This window comes from Cumulibacter soli (assembly GCF_004382795.1).
Taxonomy (GTDB): Bacteria; Actinomycetota; Actinomycetes; order Mycobacteriales; family Antricoccaceae; genus Cumulibacter; species Cumulibacter soli.
The window spans coordinates 1-22,864 of the sequence record NZ_SMSG01000010.1; the positions used below are offsets into that span (position 1 = coordinate 1).

Sequence of the window (22,864 nt, forward strand, 5' to 3'; positions counted from 1 at the left end):
CATATCAGTCTGACCGCGCGTCGCCAACGACACGCTCACCAGCCACCTCGACGAAGCAACGAGGCGCCGCCGGCCCACACGAACCCGGCGGCACCTCACCCTGCCCTTGACAAGCGGTGGCTACATATCAGAAGAGCACCGCATCGCGCGCGTAAACAACGCCGACCGTGCGGTTCACCGCACCCTGGTGAACGACGGGAGTGTCAGTCCCACAATGTCACTAGCAGCAGTATCCCCCGCAGCAGAACACCTACTATGGCTACCAGACTTGGTATGCAGCGCTTATCGCCAAAAGATCACCCGCAACGATGCCGCCCTCTACAACGAGATCGCCGCCCTCACCCGCGTCGTGCGGATCCCCTGAAAAGCGCAAACCCCCGGCTGCCGTAGCTACACCGAGGGCCAATCCAACTCACGAACCGCAAAGGCAAGAAGTCGAACATTTGCTCCATCCATAGTAGGTGCGATCGGCGAGGCGGTCAACCAGCGAGTTGTCGATTTCGCGGACGCGATTCGGCGATCTGATTAGATGTCTGTTAAATTAGAGGCATGTCTAATCACGATTTGGGGATGTCGGACGAGGAGTGCTGTTCGTCGCTGACGGCTGGAGTTCTCGAGCGCTCGAGCGCGGAGGACTTGGCGATCAAGTTCAAGGCGCTGGGTGATCCGGTGCGGATTCAGTTGTTCGCGATGATTGCCAGCGCCGAGGATGAGGTGTGCGTGTGCGACCTGACCTGCGCGTTCGAATTGACGGCGCCGACGATCAGTCACCATCTCAAGACGCTGCGCCTTGCCGGGCTGGTCAGTAGCGAGCGTCGGGGCACGTGGGTGCATTATCGGGTCGTGCCCGAGGTCGTGGCCTCACTTTCCTCGTTACTTGATCTGGAAGCGGTGCCGGCATGACGACCACATCGCGGGAGCACAGCGTCGCCGGCCAAATGTCGTTTTTGGATCGCTATCTCGCCGTGTGGATTGCAGGTGCGATGGCGGTTGGGATCTTGCTGGGTAACTTCGTCCCAGCGGTGACCGATGCGCTGAACGCGGTGCAGCTCGATGGGGTTTCGCTGCCGATCGCGCTCGGGCTGTTGGTGATGATGTATCCCCCACTCGCCAAGGTGCGTTATGACCGGTTCGGTGCGGTTGCCCGCGATCGGCGGCTCATGGTGCTGTCGTTGGTGCTCAATTGGGTGCTTGGGCCTGCGGTGATGTTCGCTCTGGCGTGGTTGATGCTTCCGGATCTGCCGGAGTACCGCACTGGGCTGATCATCGTCGGTCTCGCGCGATGTATCGCGATGGTCATCATTTGGAACGATCTGGCCCGCGGTAACCGCGAGTCCGCGGCGTTCCTGGTTGCACTCAACTCGATCTTTCAGGTCGTGATGTTCGCCGTCCTGGGTTGGTTCTACTTGCAGGTTCTCCCGGGTTGGCTTGGGCTGTCGCAGGACGCGCTGGATATCTCGATGTGGCAGATCGCCAAGTCGGTGTTGATATTCCTCGGCATCCCGTTGCTGGCCGGGTTCTTGTCGCGGGTCCTGCTCGAACGGCGGCGCGGGCGTGAGTGGTACGAGCGCTCGTTCCTGCCGAAGATCTCCCCGTTCGCGCTGTATGGGTTGCTGTTCACCATCATCGTGCTGTTCGCGCTGCAGGGCGGGCAGATCACCGAGCACCCCTTCGATGTCGCTCGGATTGCCGTGCCGCTGGTGGCGTATTTCGCCGTCATGTGGTTTGGGTCGTTCTTCAGCGCGAAAGCGCTGGGCTTGGACTACCAGAACTCCACGACTGTCGCGTTCACAGCTGCCGGTAACAACTTTGAGCTGGCGATCGCTGTCGCGATCGGCACGTTCGGTGCCGTTAGTGGTGAGGCTCTCGCCGGCGTCGTCGGGCCCCTTATCGAGGTCCCCGTGCTCGTCGGGCTTGTGTACGTGAGCTTGCGACTGCGTAAGTCGTTCTCACCACGATCCGCCCAGTCAGAGTCTGTGAGGGAACCATGACAAGCTCGCGGCACACGCCGATCGTGCTCTTCTTGTGTGTCAGTAACGCCGGGAAGTCGCAGATGGCCGAGGCGATCGCCCGCCAGATCGCCGGCCGGGCGATCGATGCCCGCTCGGCCGGCACTAGCCCGAAAACAACCGTGAACGAGCTCTCGGCGCGTGTGGTCGCCGAATCCGGCGCGGATATGGCGACCGCACACCCGAAGGCGATTGACGCCGATCTGCTTCGCGCAGCGGACCGCGTCGTGCTGCTCGGGACTGAGGTCGAACTCGCGCCGGTGGACGGTATGCGCGGCCAGCTCGAACGCTGGCCCATCGTCGAGCCGTCACACGAGGGCATCGACGGGATCGATCGGATGCGACTGATCCGCGACGACATCAATGATCGTGTCGTCTCGCTCGTCATGGACGTGACCGGCCAACCTCCTGAGCAGGCACGGCGCTATCAGCAGATCGTTGCCGACTTGGTCGATCGGTTCGAGGGGGTATTCACCGAGGTCGAGGTTCGCGCGGCCGTCCGTCAAGCGCACGCGGCCCTCGCGATCACCAGCCGTATCCCCGCGTACCTGCCGGTTCTGGTGGAGCGGTTCGCAACAGATCTCCTCGGCGCGAAAGCTGTCGCCAGCGGTCGCCGTCCGACCCCGTTGCCTCGACTGCTGTTTGTGTGTGTGCACAACGCTGGTCGGTCGCAGATCGCCGCGGCCCTCGCCAAGCACCTCTCGGGTGCCCGCGTTAACGTGCAGTCCGCCGGTTCGCGGCCGATCGGCTCGGTCAACCCCGTCGCGCTGGAAGTGCTCGCCGAACGCGGAATCCCCGCACCCGATGCGTTCCCCAAGCCGCTGACCGACGACGTACTGCACGCAGCCGACGTGGTGGTGACGATGGGCTGCGGCGATGAATGCCCGTATGTACCAGGCAAACGGTACGAGGACTGGCCCGTCGCTGATCCCGACGGCGCGGATCTGGAGACCGTGCGCCGGATCACCGACGACATCCAGATCCGAGTCACGCAACTGCTGGCTGAAGTCCTCGACCACCCCACCATCCGGAGTAACTCGTGAGCATTCCAGAAGTACTGTTCGTGTGCGTACACAATGCCGGTCGATCACAGATGGCCGCAGGATTCCTACAGCACCTGGCCGGTGACCGGGTACGGGTCCGCTCGGCAGGCTCAGCCCCCGCCAATACGATCAACCCCACCGCTGAAGAAGCGATGGCCGAGGTCGGCATTGACATCTCACGCGAAGTGCCCACCAAGCTGAGCACTCCCGGAGTCCAGGCCGCCGATGTCGTCATCACCATGGGCTGCGGCGACGCATGTCCGATCTTTCCCGGCAAGCGTTACCTCGATTGGGACCTTGACGATCCGGCAGGTCAAGATATCGAGGCCGTCAGGGCCATCCGCGACGAGATCAAGACTCGCGTCGAGCAACTCCTGCACGAGCTGACCGCGTAAACCCATCGCGATACGCGTGATCACCGGGTCCGGGCAGAGTCTCCCCGGACCCGGTAATCGCCCGAGCAAGCGGGCGGTTCGTCCTAACGGCTGAGAGAGCGTTGTCGACCCGTCGGCTGCATCAAGCGGTCGAGGATAAACCGGGCAGCATCTGCCGGCATCCCGTTGTGGAAGTACGAGACATGGCCATCAACGGTAGAGCCCGGTGCGTCTTGTGCAGCGACGTCTCCGGCCGCGCAGTAGTCGCGTAGCCGACTCTGGTATTCGGCCAGTGCGCCGCGTCGCCGAGGGGTGATTCCATCGATCGTGGGCGCGAACGTGCCGGCGTTGAAGGGCTCGCCGGCGGTAAAGGCCGGGTTGCCGAACAGCGCGATCGCGCGAATGCGTCCGCCGATCGGCGCATCGAGAGCTCCGGCTTGCTGCCCGGCGATTCGTTGGTCAGCAGGTACGAGTGCATCGGTGATGACTTGTGCTCCTTGGGACCAGCCCAGCAGCACGTACTGCTGGCGGGGGCTGTGCCGCGATTCCTCGTTGAGTTCGGCGATCAGGTTCCGCACGCCGATGTGCGGGCTGATGCCGAGGTCGAGCCGCGCGGGATGCTCGGTGCTGAAGGAGACGAACGATGCGGGGTAGGTCAGCTCGCGCACTCGGGACGATCCCGGGTACTGGCGCATCACTGTCCGCGCGATGGGGATCAGCAGTCGCGAACCGCTTTGTGGTTCGGTGCTTCCGCGGACAGTGACGATGAGCAGATCAGGACTGGACTGCACGGGATTCCTCGTATTCGGCTCGTGGTCTGGTGCCGATCGCAGCGAGTGCCGCGACGACGGCGATCAGGGACAGGATCAGAAACGCGGGCCCCTGGCCGCCGACGGATTCGGCGAGGGCAGCGCCAGCAAAGGGCGCGACGGCCGCAGCGACCAGGATCGGTGCGGACAAGACGCCGTTGATGCGGCCGAACCCGCGGGTGCCCCATCGATCGCTGACCGCGGTCGCCTGGATCAGGGTGGTGATGCCGCGGACGACGCCGACGATCATCGAGATCGCGATCAGCACGAACATCGGCCCGGGAACCACGGCCAGCAACGCGGTACTCACTGCGACCGCGCCGCAGATGATCACCGTTCGAGCGACCGCGCTGGTCCGTGCCGCGAACGCGGAGTAGCCCAGTCGCCCCGCTACCTGCCCCACGCCGCCGAGCCCGAGTGCAACGGCTGCCTCGCCGGTGCTCAGGCCACGTTCGACCAACAGCGGTACCAGGTTGATCACGACAGCGAAGGTAGTGAACGCCGCCGCGCACAGCGCCACCGCCAGGAGCACAAAAGCGCGACTGGAGATCACCGATCGAGGCCCCGCCGCGTCGGGTCCCGTCGCGCCGGGGTGGTGCGGGACCCATCGATACCGCAGACCGAACCAGTGCGCAGGAATCGTGACCACGGTGAGGATCACCAGCAGGATGAGGTACGTCTGGCGCCAGTCGAGGTGGTTGTTCAGCGCGGCGGTCAGCGGCGCGAACACGGTGCTGGCCAGGCCGGCAACGAGCGTCAAAGTAGTCAGCGCGCGGATCCGCTGCGCCCCGCCCCAGTGAGTGAGGGCCGCAAATGCCGGCGCGTAGAGCACGCCGGCCATCGCCACCCCCGAGCACACCCACCCGAGGAAGAAGATCGGATAGCTCGGCGCCGATGCAATCACCAGCACGGACAACACGCCCAGCATCGAGCCGAAGGTCATTACCGCTCGGGGCCCGCGGCGGTCGATGATGCGACCGACCGGAATGCCGACCAATGCGGCGACGATCTGGCTGACCGAGAACGCCGCGGTGATCGCGGGCATGCTCCAGCTGGCCTCCTGCACGATGGACGAGGCAAGCACCGGGAACGCGTAGTACAACACGCCCCAGCTGGTGATCTCGGTGATCGACAGGACAATCACCACGCGACGCAACCCGCCCGCATGCAGCGAGCCGGGTTGCATCGTGTCGGTCGCGGTGCTCACGCGCGCGACTGGCCGCCCGCCGGAGCCCCGATGGAGAGCATTTCTACTTGCGTTGGTGCGCCACAGCAGCCGCCCGAGTCGCCGGTCTCGGCTTCATCGAACAAACCCGCGCCACCGCAGACGCCGGTCTCGGGAAGAGTCAACTCGACCCGGGCCGCGGATTCGTGATCGCCCGCGATCTCGGCGACCACGGATCGGACCTGCTCATACCCAGTCAAGGCAAGGAAAGACGGGGCGCGCCCGTAGCTTTTCATCCCCACCAGGTAGAAACCCGCCTCCGGCTGCTTGAGCTCTTTAGCGCCGTGCGGATACACCGAGCCACACGAGTGCACGTTGGGGTCGATCAACGGCGCGAGCTGACGCGGAGACTGCAACACCGGATCGAGATCGAGCCGGACCTCCGAGAGCATCGAATGATCCGGGCGGAATCCCGTGACCACGACGATTTCGTCGACGGAGTCCAACTGCTGGCCATCGAAGGACACCAGCGTCATACCGCGGTCGGTGCTGGTCACGCTCGCTGTGCGAAAACCAGTGACGGTGGTGATGTGACCGGCCGTCACCGCTTCTTGCGCTCGTCGACCGAGCGCGCCGCGTGCGACGAGCTGATCGTTCTCACCACCACCAAACGCATGACCAGTGCTTGCCCGCCGAACAAGCCAGGACACGCGTGTACTCGGATGCTGCTCGGCAAGATTGGCCAGCGCCACCAGAGCCGTCATCGCCGAATGACCACTGCCAGCGACCACGATGTGCTTGCCGGCGTACACCGCCCGCACCGCCGGATCATTCAGATCCGGTACCCGATAGATAATGTGCTCAGCCGCCGCGCGCTCTCCCTCAGCGGGCAACCCGTCCCCACCCAACGGATTCGGCGCACTCCACGTACCTGAGGCGTCGATAACCGCACGTGCCTCGATCCGTTCGCTGCCGTTCTCGGTGGCGACATGGACAACGAACGGCTCACTCTCACGCCCAGAATCCACGACAAGATCGCGCCCACGCCGAGCAACACCCACCACGCGGCTGCCATAGTGGACCTGCTCGCCGAGCACATCGGCCAGCGGCTGCAGGTACATCTGAGCCCACTCGACTCCCGTCGGATAGCTCGTCGGCTCCGGCCGACTCCACCCGGTGGTGGCGAGCAACTTCTCTGCCTCCACATCAACAATCTCCGACCACGGCGAGAACAGACGCACATGCGCCCACTGCCGAACGCTCGCACCAGCCGCCTGCCCGGCCTCCAGGACCACGGAGTCCATCCCCCGCGACCGCAGCTGCGCAGCAGCGGCAAGCCCGGCAGGACCAGCACCCACGATGACAACAGGAAGATCGTTCATGTACATGCACCTCAATCGACTATGAATCCCACACGCCGAATGATTCGATGCCCCTCGAATCATTCGCTTCGTCGAGTTTGCATCCTTATTCGATGTGTGTCAAATTATAGGGGTGACGGTCATTCAAGAAGCCTCGACGGCAGCCTGCTGCGCGCCGCTGACGTGCGAACCACTCGGCACCGACGACGCGGCAGAGCTGGCGCCCCTGTTTAAAGCGCTGGGCGATCCGGTGCGGTTACGCCTCGTGTCGTTAATCGCGTGCCACCCCGACGGCGAAGTGTGTGTCTGCGACCTGACTGGCGCATTTGAGCAGTCGCCGGCGACCATCTCGCACCACCTCAAAGTGCTGCGCGAGGCCGGACTCATCGAGTCCGAGAGACGCGGCACGTGGATCTACTACCGGGCAAGCCCCGCGGCGCTTGCCCGGGTCTCCGCGCTCATGGGGTCTGGCCACGCCGATCGAGCGCACCGGCTCCGATGAGGTCGCCCGATCGGAAACTTACCGCCACGCCCTCGGCGAGGTCACGATCTGGCGCATGGGCGAGCGCGGCCGCGATGCGCGCGACAATGCTGACGTCGAGCGGATTGCCCTCGGGGTCGATGTCGCCGTGTACCGACCACGCGACGGTATCCTCGGCAGCGTCGAAGACGTCTGGCGGTACGGCGCTCCAACTGAGAGACGATGTCCCCGAGGCAATCGGTCCGCGCGGCAGCCTCGGGCGGTCGTTACCCGCGGCGAGGGCGAATTCTGGTTGATAATGCTGATATGCCTCGGATGTCGACGAGACTCCGAACTCATCGGCGAGCTCACGGCATTGCGCTAACAAACGCGCGACCCGATCATCGCCGCCGGCCACCTCGTCAAGTCGGCGCTGTTGGGCGATGACTGAGCCGAGCAACGTGACCAGCTCGGCGTCGAATTCGGCGGTATCGAAGAAGCGTTCGCATGCTGCCGTCCGTACGACAAGTTCGGCATCCAATACGGCCGTATCCAGGCGCTCGATCGCGTCCCGCGCGCTGGCGGGCCACCAGCGCCGCATCCAATGGCCGAGGGCGAGGTCGCGAAGCGGTGCAATGACGCTCGAGTCCCACTCGACCTCGATGGGCGAGGGTGGGTGTGCAAGCAGCCGGGCGTAGTCGTCGGCGCCGACTGCTTGCCATAACCAGTCGGCGGAATCGAATTGCAGCAAGGCCACGCGCGCCGAGTCCGGTTCATCGACGGTCCACTCGATCAGCCCGCCGTCGACCTCTATTACCATTGTCAGCGCTGCGGCGACTGAATCGGTGGCATTGGTCCAGATCCCATTGCTCAGGTGCAGTCTCATCTCCCCGCTCCCAGCATCAACTTGATCTGCTGCCGGTGATCAAGACTCACCGACCGCGCGATTCCGTCAAGCAGGGTTCGCACCTGCCCGACATCTGCGTGCGGCTCCTGCCGGACGTCTCGACCGTGCAAGCGCGCCCACAGACGGGCGGTATACGGCGTTGCGAACTCCTTCAGTTCGCCGACAACGCTAGCCTGTCGGGGATGTAGCGGCTCGTCATCGGCGAGATACCTCCGCGCATGCATCACGTACGCCTCCTTCCGAAGCCGCGCTTGGATACGGCGCGGCAGGTCGGCTGCAGGCTCGGCATCGTCGGTCAACGGCGCGAGTTGTACGGCGATCTCGATACCCGCAACCAAGACCGCCTGTGCGCTGGCGTCGCACAGACCCCATGGCGCGCACGCGCGTTCGGCCTCCTGAATGCACAGCGTCGACACGTCGGGGAGCTCAGTACGATCGCGCGAACGCCGCAATGTTGACCTCACCCGCTCAAGGATGCTCTTGTCGAGTGGTCTGCGGCGCGCTGCGTCGTCCGCGGAGATGGGCGGCGGCTGTTGCGGCAACGCGCATAGCGCGAGATCGCGGCCGGGCCATGGGGCGGCGCCGCGCAGCGTTAGCCCCAGTGCGCTCGGCGCGCGGTCGGTTGCCAGAGTCCTCCAGGCCTGCTGCTGGCGAGTGCGCGCACGGTGATCGTGGGCGTCGGCGAACACCAGTTGCAGCCGGAGCAGGAACCCGTCGGTGTCGCACGACTCCGCCGTGGTGGGCCAGTCGCGATTCACTCGGGCGCGCAGTGCGCCAAGCGCATCGGGATCCTTGCTCAGAAACTCCAGCGCGGTGACCGCGTCCTCGTTGTGGGCACCGTGTATCTCGCTCAGTTCGTTGTGCGCGACCTGCCTGGAGTTGGCGCTCGGCGCGGCGTACTCGATCGCCAACGCGTAACTCAGCGGAAAGTACAGTTCCTGCGCGTTTCCGTCCGTGATCCGCATAGCCCGACGCTGTGACTTGAGCACGCTGAACCAGGCTGCCGCGGCCCTCAGTCGATCGCCCTGTGCGGCGATCTGCTCACCGAGCCGTGCGGCAACATCGGCCTCGAGCACGGGCTGACTGAATTCTGGGTGTGCTCGAACGCGAAGTACGAGCGGATCGATGATTCGCTTTATCGTGCGGGTTAACGGCGTCCCATCGCTGCCACTGAACACATCCAGCCCCGCGCCAATGCCCTGCCATGCGGCCGTGATCGCCATCCGCCGTGGCACGCCGGACGCGCCCTCACCTCGTCGTCCTCTCATGTGGCGTCCTGGTCGTTCTGTATCGGACCAACCTCGAAGTTCGCGAGGGCAGCCCAATAGATGGGGTTCAGCGCGGGCTCCCCGTTCCGCCATGCGCGCATCTGCTGGCGCTGCCAACGATTCAGTCTGCGGCGTGGGTCGGCCGTACGTTGTGCCGTGTCGACCGCGATGACCAGTTCGGCCATCGGGTCCAGTTCCCCGTTTCCACCAGCTGCGGCGAAACCCGCTGTTGTCGGCATCGACCACAGCGTCGCGGTCACCAACTCGGCGCCACCGATGACGAACGCCGCGACCAGACCTGCCGACTCGTCGTACCGCACATCACTGCCCGATGCGCACGCGACCAGCGCAACCTTGGGTGGAATGGGTGCTTGTAATTCCAGTAGGTCGCGCACCTGCATCGGACGATGACCGTCGACTGCGTCGGCGTATCCTTCCTCGTCGTTGCTACAGGCGAGGTGAATGGCAGCATCCTCTGCACCCGATTGCCCGTCAAGAGCGGTGGAGCCGCTCGCATGTCCCACGTACATCAGCCGCGTCGGTTTGCGCGCCAATTCGCTTGCCAGCCAGGTCCGGTTGACATCTCTGCGCCGGAAGAGTTCAACCGCGGTGTCGACGAACGGTCGGACGTCGTACTTCGTAAGTACCTCAGCGAAGTAGCGACTCGCGGCGCTCATGTCACGCGGCCGACCCAGCACCGAACCCAACGGGCCATCGGCGCGATGCCCAGGAACCCGTGGATCGAGGATGAGCAGCGGGCGGTCCGGCCCGGACAGCTTGCTGCGTACGCCGGTCCTGCGAGCGGTGACATTGGCGGGTACCGCCCACCCGATATCGACTAGTTCCATCAATCTGAATCCGTCGGTCAAGGTCGTAATATCACCGTCCGGCCACGCGATCTGCGCTGGCCGCACTCCGGTGGCGGTACTTGCGTCAGTGCGGGCGCGTATCAAATCGTCGAAGTCGGGTACCACCGTCGGCATCGCCAATTGTCCCCACGGCACGGCGCCTAGTCGAGCGGACGGAACCACGAATAGGTCTGGTCGCGGGTCGTCGGTGAGTTCGTACAGGCGACGCCACGCGTCGGGCGGGATCAGCAACGCGCCTAATCTGTATGCGAACGTTAATTCTGCCCGCGGATCCTTCAGCGCCGTGAAGGCCCGGGTCGCCGCCTCACCGAGCGCTTCCCCGCCTCGTGGCTCGGGCAGTACGGCATCCAGTTCTTCCAGCGCTGCGAGCAATAGCGGTTCATCAAGCGCCCAGGTGATAGTCAAGTCGGGGTCGTCGACAACGCGCAGGCTGCCGTAAGTAGCGACTCCCACATCGGCATATCGCAGCATCAGCGTCTTTCGCGGGATCCCGTCGTCCACGCCACGCACCCACGTCGCCCAGGGATTCTCTTCAGAAATTATGTTGCGTCCGTATCGGGTTGTTACGGCTGACCGATGCTGCGCCAGAATCGGCCCACGGCCTGGATCCATCACGAGGTCCGGGGCCGGACCGAGCAACCGCAATGACGTGGTCGAAACAGGTGGTTGATCGTCGCTGGGGAGCGCGACCTGCGGATAATGCGTCGGTTCGGGCTGCTGCGCCGCCGACGGGTCGGTATCGAACGCTCCACGGACGCTGTGGTACTCGATGAGTTCGGCCAGCAACGCCGAATCGCCGCCCTCGTAGGCGATCGCGAATGCGCCGGCAAGCATCGGTGCCGATACCTGCATCGCCCACTGGGCTCGCTCCTTCGGATCGATCATGGCGTAACGCTCGGCATCCACAGCGATCGCGGCGGGAATCATGAGTTCCGCGGCGGTGGCCAGTTTCCTTGTGGCGCGGCGATACTCCGGAGTTCCCGGTGCGCAAGCAACGACCCCGACGGGGCGGTCACTACTGGGGGCATCAGGATCCAGGCCGGTCTCAAATCCCATATCGGAGAGGGCATCAGCGCGCCACACCGCACCACGTTGCGTGTCCAGGCGGGCGTAATGAAGCCAGTTGCTCCGCGGCCACTCCTCAAGCACCTCGCGAGCGCGGGCGATTTGTTTGGTGGCGGCGTCGAACTCGCCGCGGAAGATCGGAATCCAGCTGCGCTGTAACAACATGCGATACAGTTGCAGTGGTTTATCGATCTCGCGCCAATGCAATTCGGCCTGGTCCCAGCATTGACCCGCCTCGTCCAATTGGCCCATGAGTAGGTGAGTCAGCCCGAACATGTACCAAGCGCTGGACACCTCATGCGCCCGATTGAACTCGGCGATCGTCGGGTAGGACGCGACGGTCAGTTGATGCGCCGCCCAGTAGTTGCCAGCGGATGAAACGGCCGCTGCGCGTTCGAGTTGCGCCTTCGCTACGTCGAAGCGCCACCCGAGCGCGCTCGCTCGTGCTGCAGCGCGCTGCAGCCATTCCTCGGCGTCCTGCAGGTTCCCGGTTGCCACGCAGTATCCGCCGTACCCGAGGCCGGCGGACACATATAGCCGGTCGAGGAAAACGTCCGAGGATCGCTCGTCGGCAAGTTCTTCCATTACGCGCTGCCACAGCGGCGCCGCCTGGGCATACCGATCGTCGTCACCGAGAGCGAGCGCGCAGCGAATGGTGGCGTTGCCCAGGAGGTAGCGTGACTCGCTCGTGCGCTCGCGCAGTCGCTCGCCCAGGTTCTCTAATTCTTGGATCGCCTGATCGTGGTTTCCTTGGGCAGCGGTCAATCCAGATGCCAGGTATCTCCGCCATGCGTCGTACCGACTGATAGCGGATTCGGTGAAGTTGGCGCTGTCGGGGTGTTCACGAACCTGGATGAGAACGTCATCGATTCGTCGCGTGACCTCACCGGCTTGCTCGTATGCACTTCGGTTCAGGAAGGCGTCGCCCAATTGCGTGAGGGCCTCGAGCATCCAATCGTCACGGTCAGCGCGTTCAATCTTGGGGATGAGACCGAGGAGGTGGCGGTGTGCGGCCTCTTCATCGCTGGCGAAAGCCAGTCGTCGTGCGTGCGCCAGGTCGCCGTGCATCAGATGATCCTATTCGTCCGGCGACATGGCCTGCGCTTGGTCTGCACTACACGACAGATTGCCATACGGTCCGCGTCCACTGATGTGGCCGCGGACCGCAGTCGGACTTAGGAGCAGGTCACCGTGATCTCGAAGTCTTTCGAGATCATTCCGGCGGTCGGATCATTCAAATCCGCTCCCTCGGCCGTTCCGGTGATCGTGTACTCGTCACCGTCAACCGTTGCCTCGGCAGACCCGATCTTCGCGCCGGCTTGTTCGGCGACGGCGAGCGCGACGTCGTCAACGACGATGCTGAACGCCTCGACCTTCGGCGGATCCTCGTCGGAGAGGATGACCGCCAGACCCTGTTGCGCGCTCGCCGAACCACTGGCGATGTTGACTTTGCCGCCCTGCTTGAGGCACGTAACGGAGTCCAGATCGATGCTCTCCAGGTCTTGCCCGTCCACCTTCACAACCGTCGTTCCGCCGGTGGACACGTCGCCCGACCCAGCGCCGTCGCCCGAGTTAGCATCGTCGCCAGACTCGTCGCCGTCGGCCGCGCTCGCGTCGTCGGTGCCATCGTCGGCGCTGGCGTCAGATCCGGAGTCGCTGGTGGTCTCGTTGTTCTTCGAGTCGTCGCCGCTCCCGGAATCATCTGAGCAGGCCGCGACGCCAGCCAGCGCGAAAATGGCGATGCCCGTGGCCATGACCTTCTTGATCTTCATGAGTGTGGTGCCCTTTCGGTAATGCCGAACCTGTGTCGTTCGGCGTTGACTCGATCTCACCGCGCGCTGGCGGCTACCGATCCCAACTTTCGTCGTACCCCGTCGGTCGAGTGAGCGAATTTCTACCGACCCGCGGGGCCGCCGCGCTGGAGACCAGGAATCTTGACGCGATGACGACGCATACGGTTCCTGTGAATCTTCACAGTGAGTTAGGGCGAATGGCCGATGGCGAGTGCGGGCAGCAGAATGTAGGTCATGACTGACACGTTCGATTCATTGATCGAGGCCGGGTCCGTCGCCGACGTGTCCGGTTGGGACTTCTGCTGGCTAGAGGGACGGGCAACCGAAGAGCGCCCCGGGTGGGGCTACGCGCGACAGCTCGCCGACCGCCTCACCAACGCATCGGCGTCGCTGGATGTACAGACCGGCGGAGGCGAGGTACTCGCCGAGGCGGCAACGTTTCCGGCCATCGCGGTCGCGACCGAGTCGTGGCCACCGAACGTGGCTAAGGCAACGCGACTCCTACATCCCCGCGGTGTAGTCGTTGTAGCCGATTCCGACGAACCCCCACTCCCCTTCGCCGACGAGGCTTTCGATCTGGTGACCAGCAGGCATCCGGCGACGATCTGGTGGCATGAAATCGCCCGGGTCCTCCGCCCCGGCGGTACCTACTTCGCACAGCATGTCGGTCCGGCAAGCGCGTTTGAGCTGATCGAATTCTTCCTCGGCCCGCAGCCCGAAGCGCGGCGAGGACGGCGTCCTGATTCCGAAGCCGCCGATGCGCGGGCCGCTGGGCTCGACATCGTCGATCTGCAAGAGGCGACGCTGCGAATCGAGATTTACGACGTCGCGGCGGTCGTTTACCTGTTACGCAAGGTGATTTGGTGGGTACCGGGCTTCACGACTGAGAAGTACCGCGAACGCCTGCGTGACCTGCACGACGTGATCCAACAGCATGGGCCATTTATCGCCCATTCGCGTCGACATCTCATCGAAGCCCGACGACCAGGCACCTGAGCGCGCGGCCGGGACGCCACGTTGCCCCATCAGCACTTCTGCATTCTAAAGTCGAGGGATGGTGGACGAACGATTGCAGGTGCGCGGTTATCCGCAGCGGGCCCGGTACGACCTCGAATTCGCGGCGCAGGTACTCGACGCCGGCCGGATGGGACATCTTGCCATGACGCGCGACGGTTATCCGCACCTCGTGCCGATGATGTACGTGCGCATTGAGGACTCGGTGCATATACATTGCCGCGCCAAAACTCCGCTGGCCACGGATCTCGAATCTGGTACCCGTATCGCGTTCGCGGTAACCATCGTCGATGGCATCGTGCTCGCGAATGAAGTTCGGTTCCACTCGATGAATTACCGATCACTCGTCGTGCACGGCATCGCCACCCCGGTGGCTGACGAATCCGCCAAGCGGTCGAGTTTCAATGCTCTGGCTGCGCATGTGTGGCCTGGCCGCGCTGGCCTGACGCCGGCTACCACCGAGCAACTGGCAAGCGTCGCGCTCTTCTCGCTGCCGCTGGTCGAGTTCAGCGGGAAGCAACGCACCGGTCCCCCACTCGCAGGGATCACGCCGCCGTTGCCTGATGTGTGGGCCGGCCACGTCGACCTGGAAGAGATCCCGGCCGAATTCCACTCGGCGCATGAGAGCCCGGCTGCCCCCGAACCGATCTGGCCGTTCTAAGTCGATCAAGCCGTGCACCTCGCGGGCGAATAAGTGCGGCACCCCGAAGATCAGCGGCCCAGAAAACACCTGACGTAGCGTCGTTGCCACGGTGTTTCGACTGCTCTGGGGTGATACGCATGCCTCGTCCAACGCACAGCGTGGTCTGGTTCAACACCGGCGAATTGGGCGATACATGCGATGGCCGTTCCAGTACGACCGCGTCCGCCCGTGCAGGTGATGTCGACTCGTTGTCCTGAACGGGCTCTGCGGTACGCCTCATGCAGGAGTCCGCGCGCTTGATCGCGGTCGCTCGGAATCCAGAAGTCGCGCCATCGCAGCCATGATTGGTTTGTAGCGGTAGCTGTGTCTGGTTCGTGAGGCAGTAGGTAGAGGGTCCAATCGGGCAGCTCGGAGCTGGTCAATGGTCGCCGCAGGCCTTTGCCGCGCACTCGCGCGCCGTCCGGGTACACGACGACACCAGGTCCATTGGGCCAACTCATAGTTATCAGTATCCGGTCTCTGCTCGCTTGTGTGGCGGATCGATGCCGCGCGGTTACCCACGTACCGACGTCATGAACTCCGTACAGCGTCATCGAACACATCCCGGGTGAAGGTGACGAGCAGGCCGGCGACCTCGGCCGCGTGAGTTTCGAGGAGGAAGTGTCCTCCATCGAAGATGTGAGCTTGGAACCTGTCGAGTTCTCGGTGGTAGGCGAGGACTTCAGCAATATCGAACGCCGGATCGTGTCGGCCCCAGAGCACCATGCACGGTGGCTGATGCGTGGCGTGGTAGGCCGAGATCTCATCGAACCGCGCAACATGGGTGCCGTAGTCGCGGAAGTACTCGAAGTACACGTCCGTGCCGCCGGGGCGTGCCAGACGGGCCCAATCGAGATGCCAGGACTCCGCGGCGTGTAGTTCCGCAACGTCCTCAGGAAGCCCCGCCAGGTAGGTCTCCTTTGTTCCTTCGAAGGTCAGCCAATCCGGTAAGGCGTCGCGGTTCTGTGCGGTCGGCTCCGCCCAGTACCGTCGAGCCGAGTCCCACGCCGGCCCCAAACCCGCCTCGTGCGCGTTGCCGTTCTGCACGACCAAGCCCAGCACCCGTTCGGGATGTCGAGTCGCCATGAAGTAGCCCACCGGAGTGCTGTAGTCGGTGACGAACAGGATGTAGCGCTCGATACCGAGGCCCTCCAACAATGCCTCGATCACCAGAGACAGACGTTCATAGGTGTAGTCGTAGTCCGCAACCGGCGGGGATTCGGAGAGACCGAATCCTGGGAGGTCCGGCGCGACGACGTACGCGTCCTGACCGAGCACCGGCAGCACCTCACGGAACGAGTACGACGAGCTCGGTGCGCCGTGTAGCAACACGACCGCGGTGGCGGACGGCACGCCGGCCTCGCGGTACCGCACGCGCAGCCCGGCCGCCTCACGAAGTCGATGTCTCGTCTTGGCTGCCCGTCTCACCATCAGTCTCCCCACGCGACGCTGTGACACCTCGACCGTAGTCGTTATGTGGCCGTAAGAATATTTCTGATCGTCGTGAGATGCCTGTGGCTGTTTAGTACCTGCGAGGGCGCCGCCATGACCTCACAGGTAATCGCCTCGCGTCGTTCATTGCCTCAAAGTGAGATTCGACCGCACGAACGCAGCTGACCATCCGCCGACCGACCGTTGGGAGAACAATCGATGCCTGCTTATGCCATAGCGCATTTACAAGACGCCACCCCACATCTGGATATCGCGGAGTATTTGGAGCGGATCACCGCCACGCTCGAACCGTACGACGGCCGATTCCTGGTGCACGCCACGCCACCCGAGGTACGAGAGGGCGATTGGCCCGGGAACGTAGTACTGATTGGCTTTCCCGGCATCGTCGAAGCGCGGGCATGGTGGGAATCATCGGCGTATCAGGAGATCGCGCCGTTGCGGTCACGCCACATCAGTGGCGACATCATTCTGGTGGCGGGCGTCGCAGAGGGTTACGACCCGACCCGCTTAGCTACGACGATCCGAGAAGCGGCCGCTGCGCGCTAGCCCACGGGCCTGGCAGACCTGCCGCGCAGAACCTGCTTTACGCCTCCAACGGTTCGCCCGTGGCATCCAGGGGATGCTGCGCGCCGGCAATTTCGGTTGCCCTGGTGTGCTGAGGTGGGTTCGAGCCCGGCGACGCGATCAGGATTGGGCCGTTTTACGGCCGGAAGGTGCATTGAGAATGCGATTGGCAATTATCGGCTTGGGCCTGGGACGGCATCTGGCCCGTTGGGCCACCTCCATCGGAATGGAGATCGTGGCGCTGTGCGACCTCGACGAACAGGTACTGGAGTCCGCCGGCTCCGAGTACCCCGACGCTCTGTTGACCGGCCGGTGGCAAGACCTGCTGACGTACGACGTCGATGCGGTGGCACTGGTCAACGACTTCGATGCGCATGCGCCGATGGCGATCGCTTTTCTCGACGCCGGCATCCACGTCCTGTCCGAGTCAGCGGCGTGCACGAGCGAGGCTGAGGGAAGAGCGCTGATCGCGGCGTCGGACCGCTCCAAGGTTACGTACTCGTTCGCCGAGAACTACGTCGTACACCCGCACGTTCGCGTCATGGCCGACGCCCTGGCGGCAGGAGAGATCGGCCCGGTCCAGCTCATCGAGGCTGACTACCTGCACGCTATGGCCCCGGAGAGCGTGGACTCCCTGATCCGCGACAGCGCAACGTGGCGGGGCCGAATTTCACCGACGGCGTACTGCACCCATACGCTCTCGCCGATCCTTCATCTCACGCGCGCATGGCCGACGGAAGTCAGTGCTTTCCCTGTGAACGCTGAGGATCCGCGGCCGGCTGTCGCCATGGCGGTGCGCCTGTCGACGGGCGCCCTGGCGATCGCCCGTCACGGTTTCCTCCAAGGCGAGCCGGATAGCCACTGGAGTTGGGTATCGGTGCGCGGATCCACCGGGTTAATCGAGTCCTCGCGCGCCGCTGGTGACCAAGCGTGGGACGTCCGACTGAGGAAGGAAGGGTGGACCGTTGGCCAGGCTGCAGCCATCGAGGAGCAACGCAGCGCCAGCCGGATCGAACTCAATGGTGAACTGGTGGAGCGTCATAACGAAGGCACTGTCCGCGTGCTCCAGGCCTTCCGGGACACCGTGATGGCGGGGGCGCCACCGATGGTGCCGGTCCGAGCTGCCGTCGCCGCTTCACTCGTGGGAGTGGCAGGTGCTGAATCGCTGGCGCGCGACTCCTGTCCCGTCCCGGTTCCGGACGTCTCGCAATGATGGCCCGCGCCCAGCAAACGGCGACCTCGGGCGCAGCGCGGCGTCAGTTACGCTGATCAACGTGAAGGGACAACGGCTCGGCATGCTCAGCCTCCGGCTGGATGCGCTCTACTGCCTCGTTCTCGGCGCCGCGGTCGCTGTCGCGTCGTCGGCGATCTCGAGCGCCCTCGCGCTCCCGACCGGTGTGATTCTGGCGATCGGAATCAGCGTGGTCCTGTGGGCCGGTTTCGTGGAATGGATTCGCCGCACGCTCGACCTGCGGCTAGCGCTGCGCATCGTGATGATCGCCAACATCGCCGCGACCCTTGCGGTCGCGCTCGTGTCCTTCACGGCTGCGGCGTTTTTCGCGGTTCTGGGCGTACTCGCGGTCTCGGTGGATATTGCCCTGTTCGCCGGGAGCCAGGCATTCGCCCTCGGACGACTACGAGTAGATACCTCATGATCGCGCTGCGTCCCGAGACCGGGAGACCAACTCAGACTATCGGCGCTAGATCCCGCGCGATCGCAGCCGGCTGAGGCGGCCAGGGCGACGTACCCAGCACGACCACCGTGAGGGTCGCACCGAAGATCGCTCCTGTCTAGGCCCATCGTCGGCGGAAGCAGGCGGACCACGGAGCCCACGACGAGCAGAACGAGACTGCGAGGCTGCATTTCCGATCTCCGCGACCCTGCGCCTCCGTTCATTCATGGGATTGACCTCGCGGCCTCCCAACCGGGCGGGCCTCCCCGTACAGCACCGTAGCCGCAATCAGCGCCGCACCCAGCAGCAACCAGGTGCCGTAGACCGCGGTCACGAATGCGATGCGAGAGGGATCCCCAAGCGCGAGCGGCGACGCGGCAATGCCGGTCATCTGCGCCAGGAGGCCGAACACCATCAGCGCCCCCATGCTCAACAGTGCGGACCCGCCGCCCCATCCCGCGATCAGAAGCGGTACGCGGACCGTGTCAGGCGTGCGCTCCACGGTCAATCCGATGAGCACGGCCGCCGCGATGGCGAACAGCACGAGTTCCATCCCGGGGAAGCCCACGGAGAACGAGCCGTCCTCACCTTGGAGCCACCACACCAGCTTCAGCAGTGGGTACGGGACGCAGAGGAGCACTCCGAGCAGTCCCACCATCTGACGACTCCGGTCGGAGACGGCCCTGCGTGCAGGGCCCGCCTCGATTCTGATCCGCCGTGCCAACAGAACGGCGCTGAAAGACGCGCCCAGTGCGCTCGCCCGTGTAACGGCTCCGGCGACGTCCACTTCGGAGAAGTCACCGGCCGGGATACCGGTGACTGCGAAGAAGGCACGGAAGCAGTCGAGCAGAACCCCACCGGAGGCGCCGAGCAAGACGAGGGCTGCGAGCCACGCCGTCATTTGGGCGAGCCGCCCCGGCGACGCCGCGCGCAGGAGGACGGCTGTCCCGAGCAGGCCGGCGCCGAGCAGGCCGAACCATGTAGGCGGGAAGATCGCGGAATAGTCCGCGCCCGGGCCGATCAAAATCGCCGACACCGCACTGGTTGCGACCATGGTCACAGCCAGTGCGGCAGTCACCGGCGCGATGTGCAGGAGCGAACCCCCCGGGAGGGGCGGGACGGGTGATCTCTGTGTTGAGTCTGCGGTGGTCATACCTCGACTCTGCCGCTCGGACAGGCCGCAGGGATCCTCCCCAGGTCGCGGGGAGCGCGACCTGGGTCTCGAATCTTCGCGAGTCACTCCGCGTCCAGGGTCCCGCTCTGACCGGATCTGTCCTTCGCCTCCGGTGGGTCGTGTTGCCGGGGATCTCGCTTATCCTCCTGCTTGACATCAAGTGCACTTCATGAAGTTGACTCAACGCATGATTAATAAGACGATGCCTTCCCCAGAACCCGCACACGACTTCAACCTGCCGACACCGGGGCCGAGGGACGAGGAGGCGATCCGCCTGGTGATATCGGACGTCGAAAGCGGATTCAACACGAACAATGCGGATCTGCTCCTACTTCATGTCGCCGCGGATGCGGTGATCGTCAACGCTGTCGGCACCGTACTCCGAGGGCGCGACGCCGTCGAGTCCGCCACGAGAGCAGGGCTTGCCCGAGGTCCACTCCAGACCGCAACGGCCCATTACCGCCTGAGCGACATCGCACTCGTCGCTCCCGATGTGATCGTCGCACACAAGAGTGCGTGGTCCAGTGCCGAAGACGCCCGCCGAGGTGCGTCGCCCGAGATGAACGCCCACTACACCTTCGTGCGCCGTGAGGGCCGCTGGTGGATCCTTCGTCGACAGAACACTCTCGTCGCAGATGGACAGGCGAGAGCGCGAGGGTGAACAGACGATTGGGGGCGGCTTGAAACCGCAGACGCGCGTAGCCACTGCTACTGCTGTAGTTTGCGGATCGACCCCGGGGTGCGTCCGGCGATGCGGGCGAAGGCCCGATTGAATGCCGCCTCGGATTGGTAACCGAGGTCGGCAGCGAGTGCGCCAACGGTGATGCTCTCCTCGGCGAGCCGGTATCGGGCGACGTTCATGCGCCAGCGGGTACGGAACGAAACTCAGCGCGAATCAGTTTCGAACCCCGCTGGCCTCAGACCCTTCCCGCCGCGGGGAGACCTTGGCGCAAGTGCGAGTTCGTCGCGGGACGGTAGCGCTGTCGCATCAAGTCATCGACCTCGCCTTGCACGGACCGGACGGCTCAGCGAACCAGAACGACGAGTCGGAGACGCTGTGGTCCTTGATCGAAGACATCTTCACCGCTGGGGACGCTACGCCACAGCCGTCGCGCGATGGGAACACATCACCGGGCGATCTGCCCCTAAGCCAGCCCTCCTAAGCACGACGAAGGGGCCGCGGCCCGCGCCAGAGTTCGTGGAATGGCTCATGGGTCTCGAACCTGGCTGGGTCACCGAGTCTTCCCACGATCTGACCGACAACCAGCAACTCGCTGCGCTTGGAAACGGCGTCCTGCCGATTCAGGCGGTGACAGCTCTCCGCGTCATGCTACGGACGCAATCACGCTGAATACAGGGACTCGATGTTGCCTCAGGCACCGCCGTCGGGCGTGAACCCAATCAGGCAAGCCAAGCCTGTAGTCGGTCTGCCAGCCAGTGTGGCTTCTGGAGCGGAACTCCGTGACCACACTCGGCGATGGTTTCAGGCTCGCCATCGGCTCGATAACGGGTGAGGTGGTGCGCCGAGCGGGCCATGATCGCTCGTTCTCGCTCGCCCACCAGGACGAGAGTTCTGCCTGCGTATGAGGCCCACGTCGGCGGGATTGTGAACCGTATGTTCTCGCCCACCGACGCCAAGAGGGTCCGTGTCGAAAGGTTCTGAGTGGTTCTGAGGTAGTCGGGGAACAGGGTCGGGGGGATGAACAGTTCCTTCGCCTGTGCTCGCGCGAACCACTCCCGCTTCGCAAGCGGCGCCGCCGTTCGCAGCAGTGCGAGGGTCGCGTTCGGCCATCTCGATGGTTCTGCCTGGGCGCTGATGATCCCGACGTGCGAGACCAGGTCAGGGCGGCGGACGGCGAGGAGCACAGCGAGTTGCGCGCCGAGCGAGAAGCCGACGACCGCGACCGGGCGGACCTGACGGTGCTCGAGCGCTTCCACGAGCGCCTCGATGGTCCGTTCGCGTGACTCGTAGTCTGCGTGCGCGCTGCGGTCGTGCCCTGGCAGGTCCGGGACAAGGAGTCGGTATCCGGGACTCATCTGCTCGATCAGTGGTCGCCACATCCACCCGGCGACTCCACCTCCATGGAGCAGGAGGACGGGTGTCCCATTGCGGTCGCCGAACTCGTCCACGACGATTTCGGGGAGTGGGCTTGAGCTTCGGTCTGTCACGCCGTGTCTCCTTCTTCTGGTGGATTGCCGGTGTCCGGGAGGCCGCCGCGTCTGCCGGCTCGGCGTGCTGCCCCTGGCGATATTCCACGTTCCCGGCGGAAGGCGTGTGCGAAGGCGTACTCCGAGCTGTAGCCAACACGCTGAGCGATCGCGCGCATGGATTGATCCGTGTCGGTGAGCAGGGCGGCGGCGAGATTCATCCGCCACCAGGTGATGTAGGTCATGGGTGGATCGCCGATCAGTTCATGGAATCGGCGAGCGAAGGCGGTGCGGGACATGACCGCATGCTGAGCGAGTTCGGCGACTGTCCAGGGGTGCCCTGGGTTGTCGTGGAAGGCGTCTAGTGCGGAGCGGATTCCTGTGTCTCGGATTGCGGTGATCCAGGAATGTGCGTTGTCCGGTAGGACGCGCTCGTCGTGGCACGCCCGGAGGATGTGGATGAACAGTACGTCGAGGAGTGCGGCGACCAGGTGATCCGTGCCCGGTCCAGGTCGGTCGAGTTCCATCGCGAGTAGTTCTACCGCGTCCCGGAGCGGCTCGCCGCGATCGAATGGCGCGCGCAAGACCACCACGGGCGGGAGTTGCGCAAGCAACGGGTGGATGAAACGCAGGTCCGGCCTGCGTCGGAGAAGCGCTCGACGTCGACTTTGCGGAGGGTCGGCGTCCCGGTCGATACCGTTCCATGCCGAGCGCAGCCCTCCACGCCCGGCGCACCGGTCAATCCAGGTTGACTTCGGCCAAGCGGTCAATTATGGTTGACCACATGGACGTGGAGCAGTTGACGGCGCTAGCCCGGGCGACGGCGAGCGAGGACCCGCTGGTCGGGTTGGATGCGACCGTGCAGGTTCGCAAGGAGATGGAGCGTGTGGAGGCGGTGCTGGTGCGCCGTGCCCGCAACCAGGGAGCGACCTGGGTCGACATCGCGGCCGTGCTGGGCGTGTCCAAGCAGGCCACCCACAAGAAGTACGGCGGCAGAGGTCTGTTCGGCAGCCAGAAATAGGCGGGTAGCCGAC

General features: G+C 64.5%; 25 protein-coding genes and 1 pseudogene. 13 read left to right on the forward strand and 13 right to left on the reverse strand.

Annotation, left to right across the window (positions count from 1 at the left end; all coding sequences use genetic code 11):
- Positions 1 to 214: 214 nt before the first annotated feature.
- The 5 genes from E1H16_RS18495 to E1H16_RS17395 all read left to right on the forward strand — a co-directional run bounded on the left by E1H16_RS18495 (position 215) and on the right by E1H16_RS17395 (position 3,447).
- Positions 215 to 364, forward strand: coding sequence for a hypothetical protein (locus tag E1H16_RS18495; RefSeq protein WP_166741828.1), 150 nt, complete (start codon positions 215 to 217; stop codon positions 362 to 364).
- Positions 365 to 549: 185 nt separating this feature from the next.
- On the forward strand, positions 550 to 903 hold the full coding sequence (locus E1H16_RS17380; RefSeq protein WP_134325197.1) for an ArsR/SmtB family transcription factor: 354 nt from the start codon (positions 550 to 552) through the stop codon (positions 901 to 903).
- Positions 900 to 1,991 (forward strand): ACR3 family arsenite efflux transporter, encoded by a 1,092-nt coding sequence (gene arsB / locus E1H16_RS17385; RefSeq protein ID WP_134325198.1) that lies wholly within the window; start codon positions 900 to 902, stop codon positions 1,989 to 1,991. Before E1H16_RS17380 ends, arsB begins: the two co-directional genes overlap by 4 nt.
- Positions 1,988 to 3,052, forward strand: coding sequence for an arsenate reductase/protein-tyrosine-phosphatase family protein (locus E1H16_RS18870; RefSeq protein ID WP_134325199.1), 1,065 nt, complete (start codon positions 1,988 to 1,990; stop codon positions 3,050 to 3,052). The genes arsB and E1H16_RS18870 overlap by 4 nt, the downstream gene beginning before the upstream one ends.
- On the forward strand, positions 3,049 to 3,447 hold the full coding sequence (locus E1H16_RS17395; RefSeq protein WP_134325200.1) for an arsenate reductase ArsC: 399 nt from the start codon (positions 3,049 to 3,051) through the stop codon (positions 3,445 to 3,447). The genes E1H16_RS18870 and E1H16_RS17395 overlap by 4 nt, the downstream gene beginning before the upstream one ends.
- An 83-nt stretch (positions 3,448 to 3,530) precedes the next feature.
- On the opposite strand, the gene E1H16_RS17400 is transcribed toward E1H16_RS17395, so the two are convergent.
- From E1H16_RS17400 to E1H16_RS17410, 3 genes are read right to left on the reverse strand one after another with little or no spacing between them, the layout of a single operon-like run.
- Entirely contained in the window at positions 3,531 to 4,217 is a 687-nt protein-coding gene (locus tag E1H16_RS17400) for a cutinase family protein (protein WP_166741829.1), read from the reverse strand.
- Positions 4,201 to 5,442, reverse strand: a complete 1,242-nt coding sequence (locus tag E1H16_RS17405; RefSeq protein WP_208379137.1) for an MFS transporter — start codon at positions 5,440 to 5,442, stop codon at positions 4,201 to 4,203. The genes E1H16_RS17400 and E1H16_RS17405 overlap by 17 nt, the downstream gene beginning before the upstream one ends.
- Entirely contained in the window at positions 5,439 to 6,782 is a 1,344-nt protein-coding gene (locus tag E1H16_RS17410) for an FAD-dependent oxidoreductase (protein ID WP_134325202.1), read from the reverse strand. Before E1H16_RS17410 ends, E1H16_RS17405 begins: the two co-directional genes overlap by 4 nt.
- Before the next feature lie 112 nt (positions 6,783 to 6,894).
- Here E1H16_RS17410 and E1H16_RS17415 point away from each other — a divergent pair, with 112 nt between their 5' ends.
- On the forward strand, positions 6,895 to 7,263 hold the full coding sequence (locus E1H16_RS17415) for an ArsR/SmtB family transcription factor (protein WP_134325203.1): 369 nt from the start codon (positions 6,895 to 6,897) through the stop codon (positions 7,261 to 7,263).
- Here the strand turns inward: E1H16_RS17415 and E1H16_RS17420 are convergent.
- From E1H16_RS17420 to E1H16_RS17435, 4 genes are all read right to left on the reverse strand, one after another.
- Positions 7,220 to 8,107: a hypothetical protein gene (locus tag E1H16_RS17420; protein ID WP_134325204.1), complete on the reverse strand. Its 888-nt coding sequence runs from the start codon at positions 8,105 to 8,107 to the stop codon at positions 7,220 to 7,222. The genes E1H16_RS17415 and E1H16_RS17420 overlap by 44 nt on opposite strands.
- Positions 8,104 to 9,396, reverse strand: a complete 1,293-nt coding sequence (locus E1H16_RS17425) for a hypothetical protein (protein WP_134325205.1) — start codon at positions 9,394 to 9,396, stop codon at positions 8,104 to 8,106. The genes E1H16_RS17420 and E1H16_RS17425 overlap by 4 nt, the downstream gene beginning before the upstream one ends.
- On the reverse strand, positions 9,393 to 12,398 hold the full coding sequence (locus E1H16_RS18690; RefSeq protein WP_208379139.1) for a CHAT domain-containing protein: 3,006 nt from the start codon (positions 12,396 to 12,398) through the stop codon (positions 9,393 to 9,395). The genes E1H16_RS17425 and E1H16_RS18690 overlap by 4 nt, the downstream gene beginning before the upstream one ends.
- A gap of 107 nt (positions 12,399 to 12,505) precedes the next feature.
- Positions 12,506 to 13,102 (reverse strand): lipoprotein LpqH, encoded by a 597-nt coding sequence (locus E1H16_RS17435; RefSeq protein ID WP_208379140.1) that lies wholly within the window; start codon positions 13,100 to 13,102, stop codon positions 12,506 to 12,508.
- Positions 13,103 to 13,357: 255 nt separating this feature from the next.
- Here E1H16_RS17435 and E1H16_RS17440 point away from each other — a divergent pair, with 255 nt between their 5' ends.
- Together E1H16_RS17440 and E1H16_RS17445 are read left to right on the forward strand one after the other, a co-directional pair.
- Positions 13,358 to 14,119 carry a class I SAM-dependent methyltransferase gene (locus tag E1H16_RS17440; RefSeq protein WP_134325206.1) on the forward strand — a complete coding sequence of 254 codons (762 nt, stop codon included), beginning with the start codon at positions 13,358 to 13,360 and terminating at the stop codon, positions 14,117 to 14,119.
- A gap of 58 nt (positions 14,120 to 14,177) precedes the next feature.
- Positions 14,178 to 14,798: a pyridoxamine 5'-phosphate oxidase family protein gene (locus tag E1H16_RS17445; protein ID WP_134325207.1), complete on the forward strand. Its 621-nt coding sequence runs from the start codon at positions 14,178 to 14,180 to the stop codon at positions 14,796 to 14,798.
- 50 nt (positions 14,799 to 14,848) lie between these two features.
- Here the strand turns inward: E1H16_RS17445 and E1H16_RS19075 are convergent, their stop codons facing one another.
- Together E1H16_RS19075 and E1H16_RS17455 are read right to left on the reverse strand one after the other, a co-directional pair.
- The gene (locus tag E1H16_RS19075) at positions 14,849 to 15,451 is read right to left on the reverse strand and encodes a phosphatase domain-containing protein (RefSeq protein WP_424948529.1); all 603 of its coding nucleotides are present in this window, start codon (positions 15,449 to 15,451) and stop codon (positions 14,849 to 14,851) included.
- Positions 15,351 to 16,250, reverse strand: a complete 900-nt coding sequence (locus tag E1H16_RS17455; RefSeq protein ID WP_208379141.1) for an alpha/beta fold hydrolase — start codon at positions 16,248 to 16,250, stop codon at positions 15,351 to 15,353. Before E1H16_RS17455 ends, E1H16_RS19075 begins: the two co-directional genes overlap by 101 nt.
- Positions 16,251 to 16,469: 219 nt before the next feature.
- Here E1H16_RS17455 and E1H16_RS17460 point away from each other — a divergent pair, with 219 nt between their 5' ends.
- The 3 genes from E1H16_RS17460 (at position 16,470) to E1H16_RS17470 (ending at position 18,490) form a co-directional block, all read left to right on the forward strand.
- The gene (locus E1H16_RS17460; protein WP_134325209.1) at positions 16,470 to 16,817 is read left to right on the forward strand and encodes a DUF1330 domain-containing protein; all 348 of its coding nucleotides are present in this window, start codon (positions 16,470 to 16,472) and stop codon (positions 16,815 to 16,817) included.
- A gap of 178 nt (positions 16,818 to 16,995) precedes the next feature.
- Complete coding sequence (locus tag E1H16_RS17465) at positions 16,996 to 18,048, forward strand: Gfo/Idh/MocA family protein (protein WP_134325210.1); 1,053 nt, start codon at positions 16,996 to 16,998, stop codon at positions 18,046 to 18,048.
- A 61-nt stretch (positions 18,049 to 18,109) separates the two neighbouring features.
- Positions 18,110 to 18,490 carry a hypothetical protein gene (locus E1H16_RS17470; RefSeq protein ID WP_134325211.1) on the forward strand — a complete coding sequence of 127 codons (381 nt, stop codon included), beginning with the start codon at positions 18,110 to 18,112 and terminating at the stop codon, positions 18,488 to 18,490.
- Between the two features lie 238 nt (positions 18,491 to 18,728).
- Here the strand turns inward: E1H16_RS17470 and E1H16_RS17475 are convergent, their stop codons facing one another.
- Positions 18,729 to 19,661: a hypothetical protein gene (locus tag E1H16_RS17475; RefSeq protein WP_134325212.1), complete on the reverse strand. Its 933-nt coding sequence runs from the start codon at positions 19,659 to 19,661 to the stop codon at positions 18,729 to 18,731.
- A 208-nt stretch (positions 19,662 to 19,869) separates the two neighbouring features.
- Between E1H16_RS17475 and E1H16_RS17480 the strand changes: the two genes are divergently transcribed.
- Entirely contained in the window at positions 19,870 to 20,343 is a 474-nt protein-coding gene (locus E1H16_RS17480; protein ID WP_208379142.1) for an SgcJ/EcaC family oxidoreductase, read from the forward strand.
- 47 nt (positions 20,344 to 20,390) lie between these two features.
- Here the strand turns inward: E1H16_RS17480 and E1H16_RS17485 are convergent.
- The 3 genes and pseudogenes from E1H16_RS17485 to E1H16_RS17500 all read right to left on the reverse strand — a co-directional run.
- A pseudogene (locus E1H16_RS17485) lies at positions 20,391 to 20,552 on the reverse strand (helix-turn-helix domain-containing protein); the annotation flags it as partial.
- A 531-nt stretch (positions 20,553 to 21,083) separates the two neighbouring features.
- Positions 21,084 to 21,851 carry an alpha/beta fold hydrolase gene (locus E1H16_RS17495; RefSeq protein WP_134325214.1) on the reverse strand — a complete coding sequence of 256 codons (768 nt, stop codon included), beginning with the start codon at positions 21,849 to 21,851 and terminating at the stop codon, positions 21,084 to 21,086.
- Positions 21,848 to 22,600, reverse strand: a complete 753-nt coding sequence (locus tag E1H16_RS17500; protein WP_134325215.1) for a helix-turn-helix domain-containing protein — start codon at positions 22,598 to 22,600, stop codon at positions 21,848 to 21,850. Before E1H16_RS17500 ends, E1H16_RS17495 begins: the two co-directional genes overlap by 4 nt.
- A gap of 14 nt (positions 22,601 to 22,614) precedes the next feature.
- On the opposite strand from E1H16_RS17500, the gene E1H16_RS17505 reads away from it, so the two are divergent.
- Positions 22,615 to 22,851: a hypothetical protein gene (locus E1H16_RS17505; protein WP_134325216.1), complete on the forward strand. Its 237-nt coding sequence runs from the start codon at positions 22,615 to 22,617 to the stop codon at positions 22,849 to 22,851.
- The last annotated feature ends 13 nt before the right edge of the window (positions 22,852 to 22,864 follow it).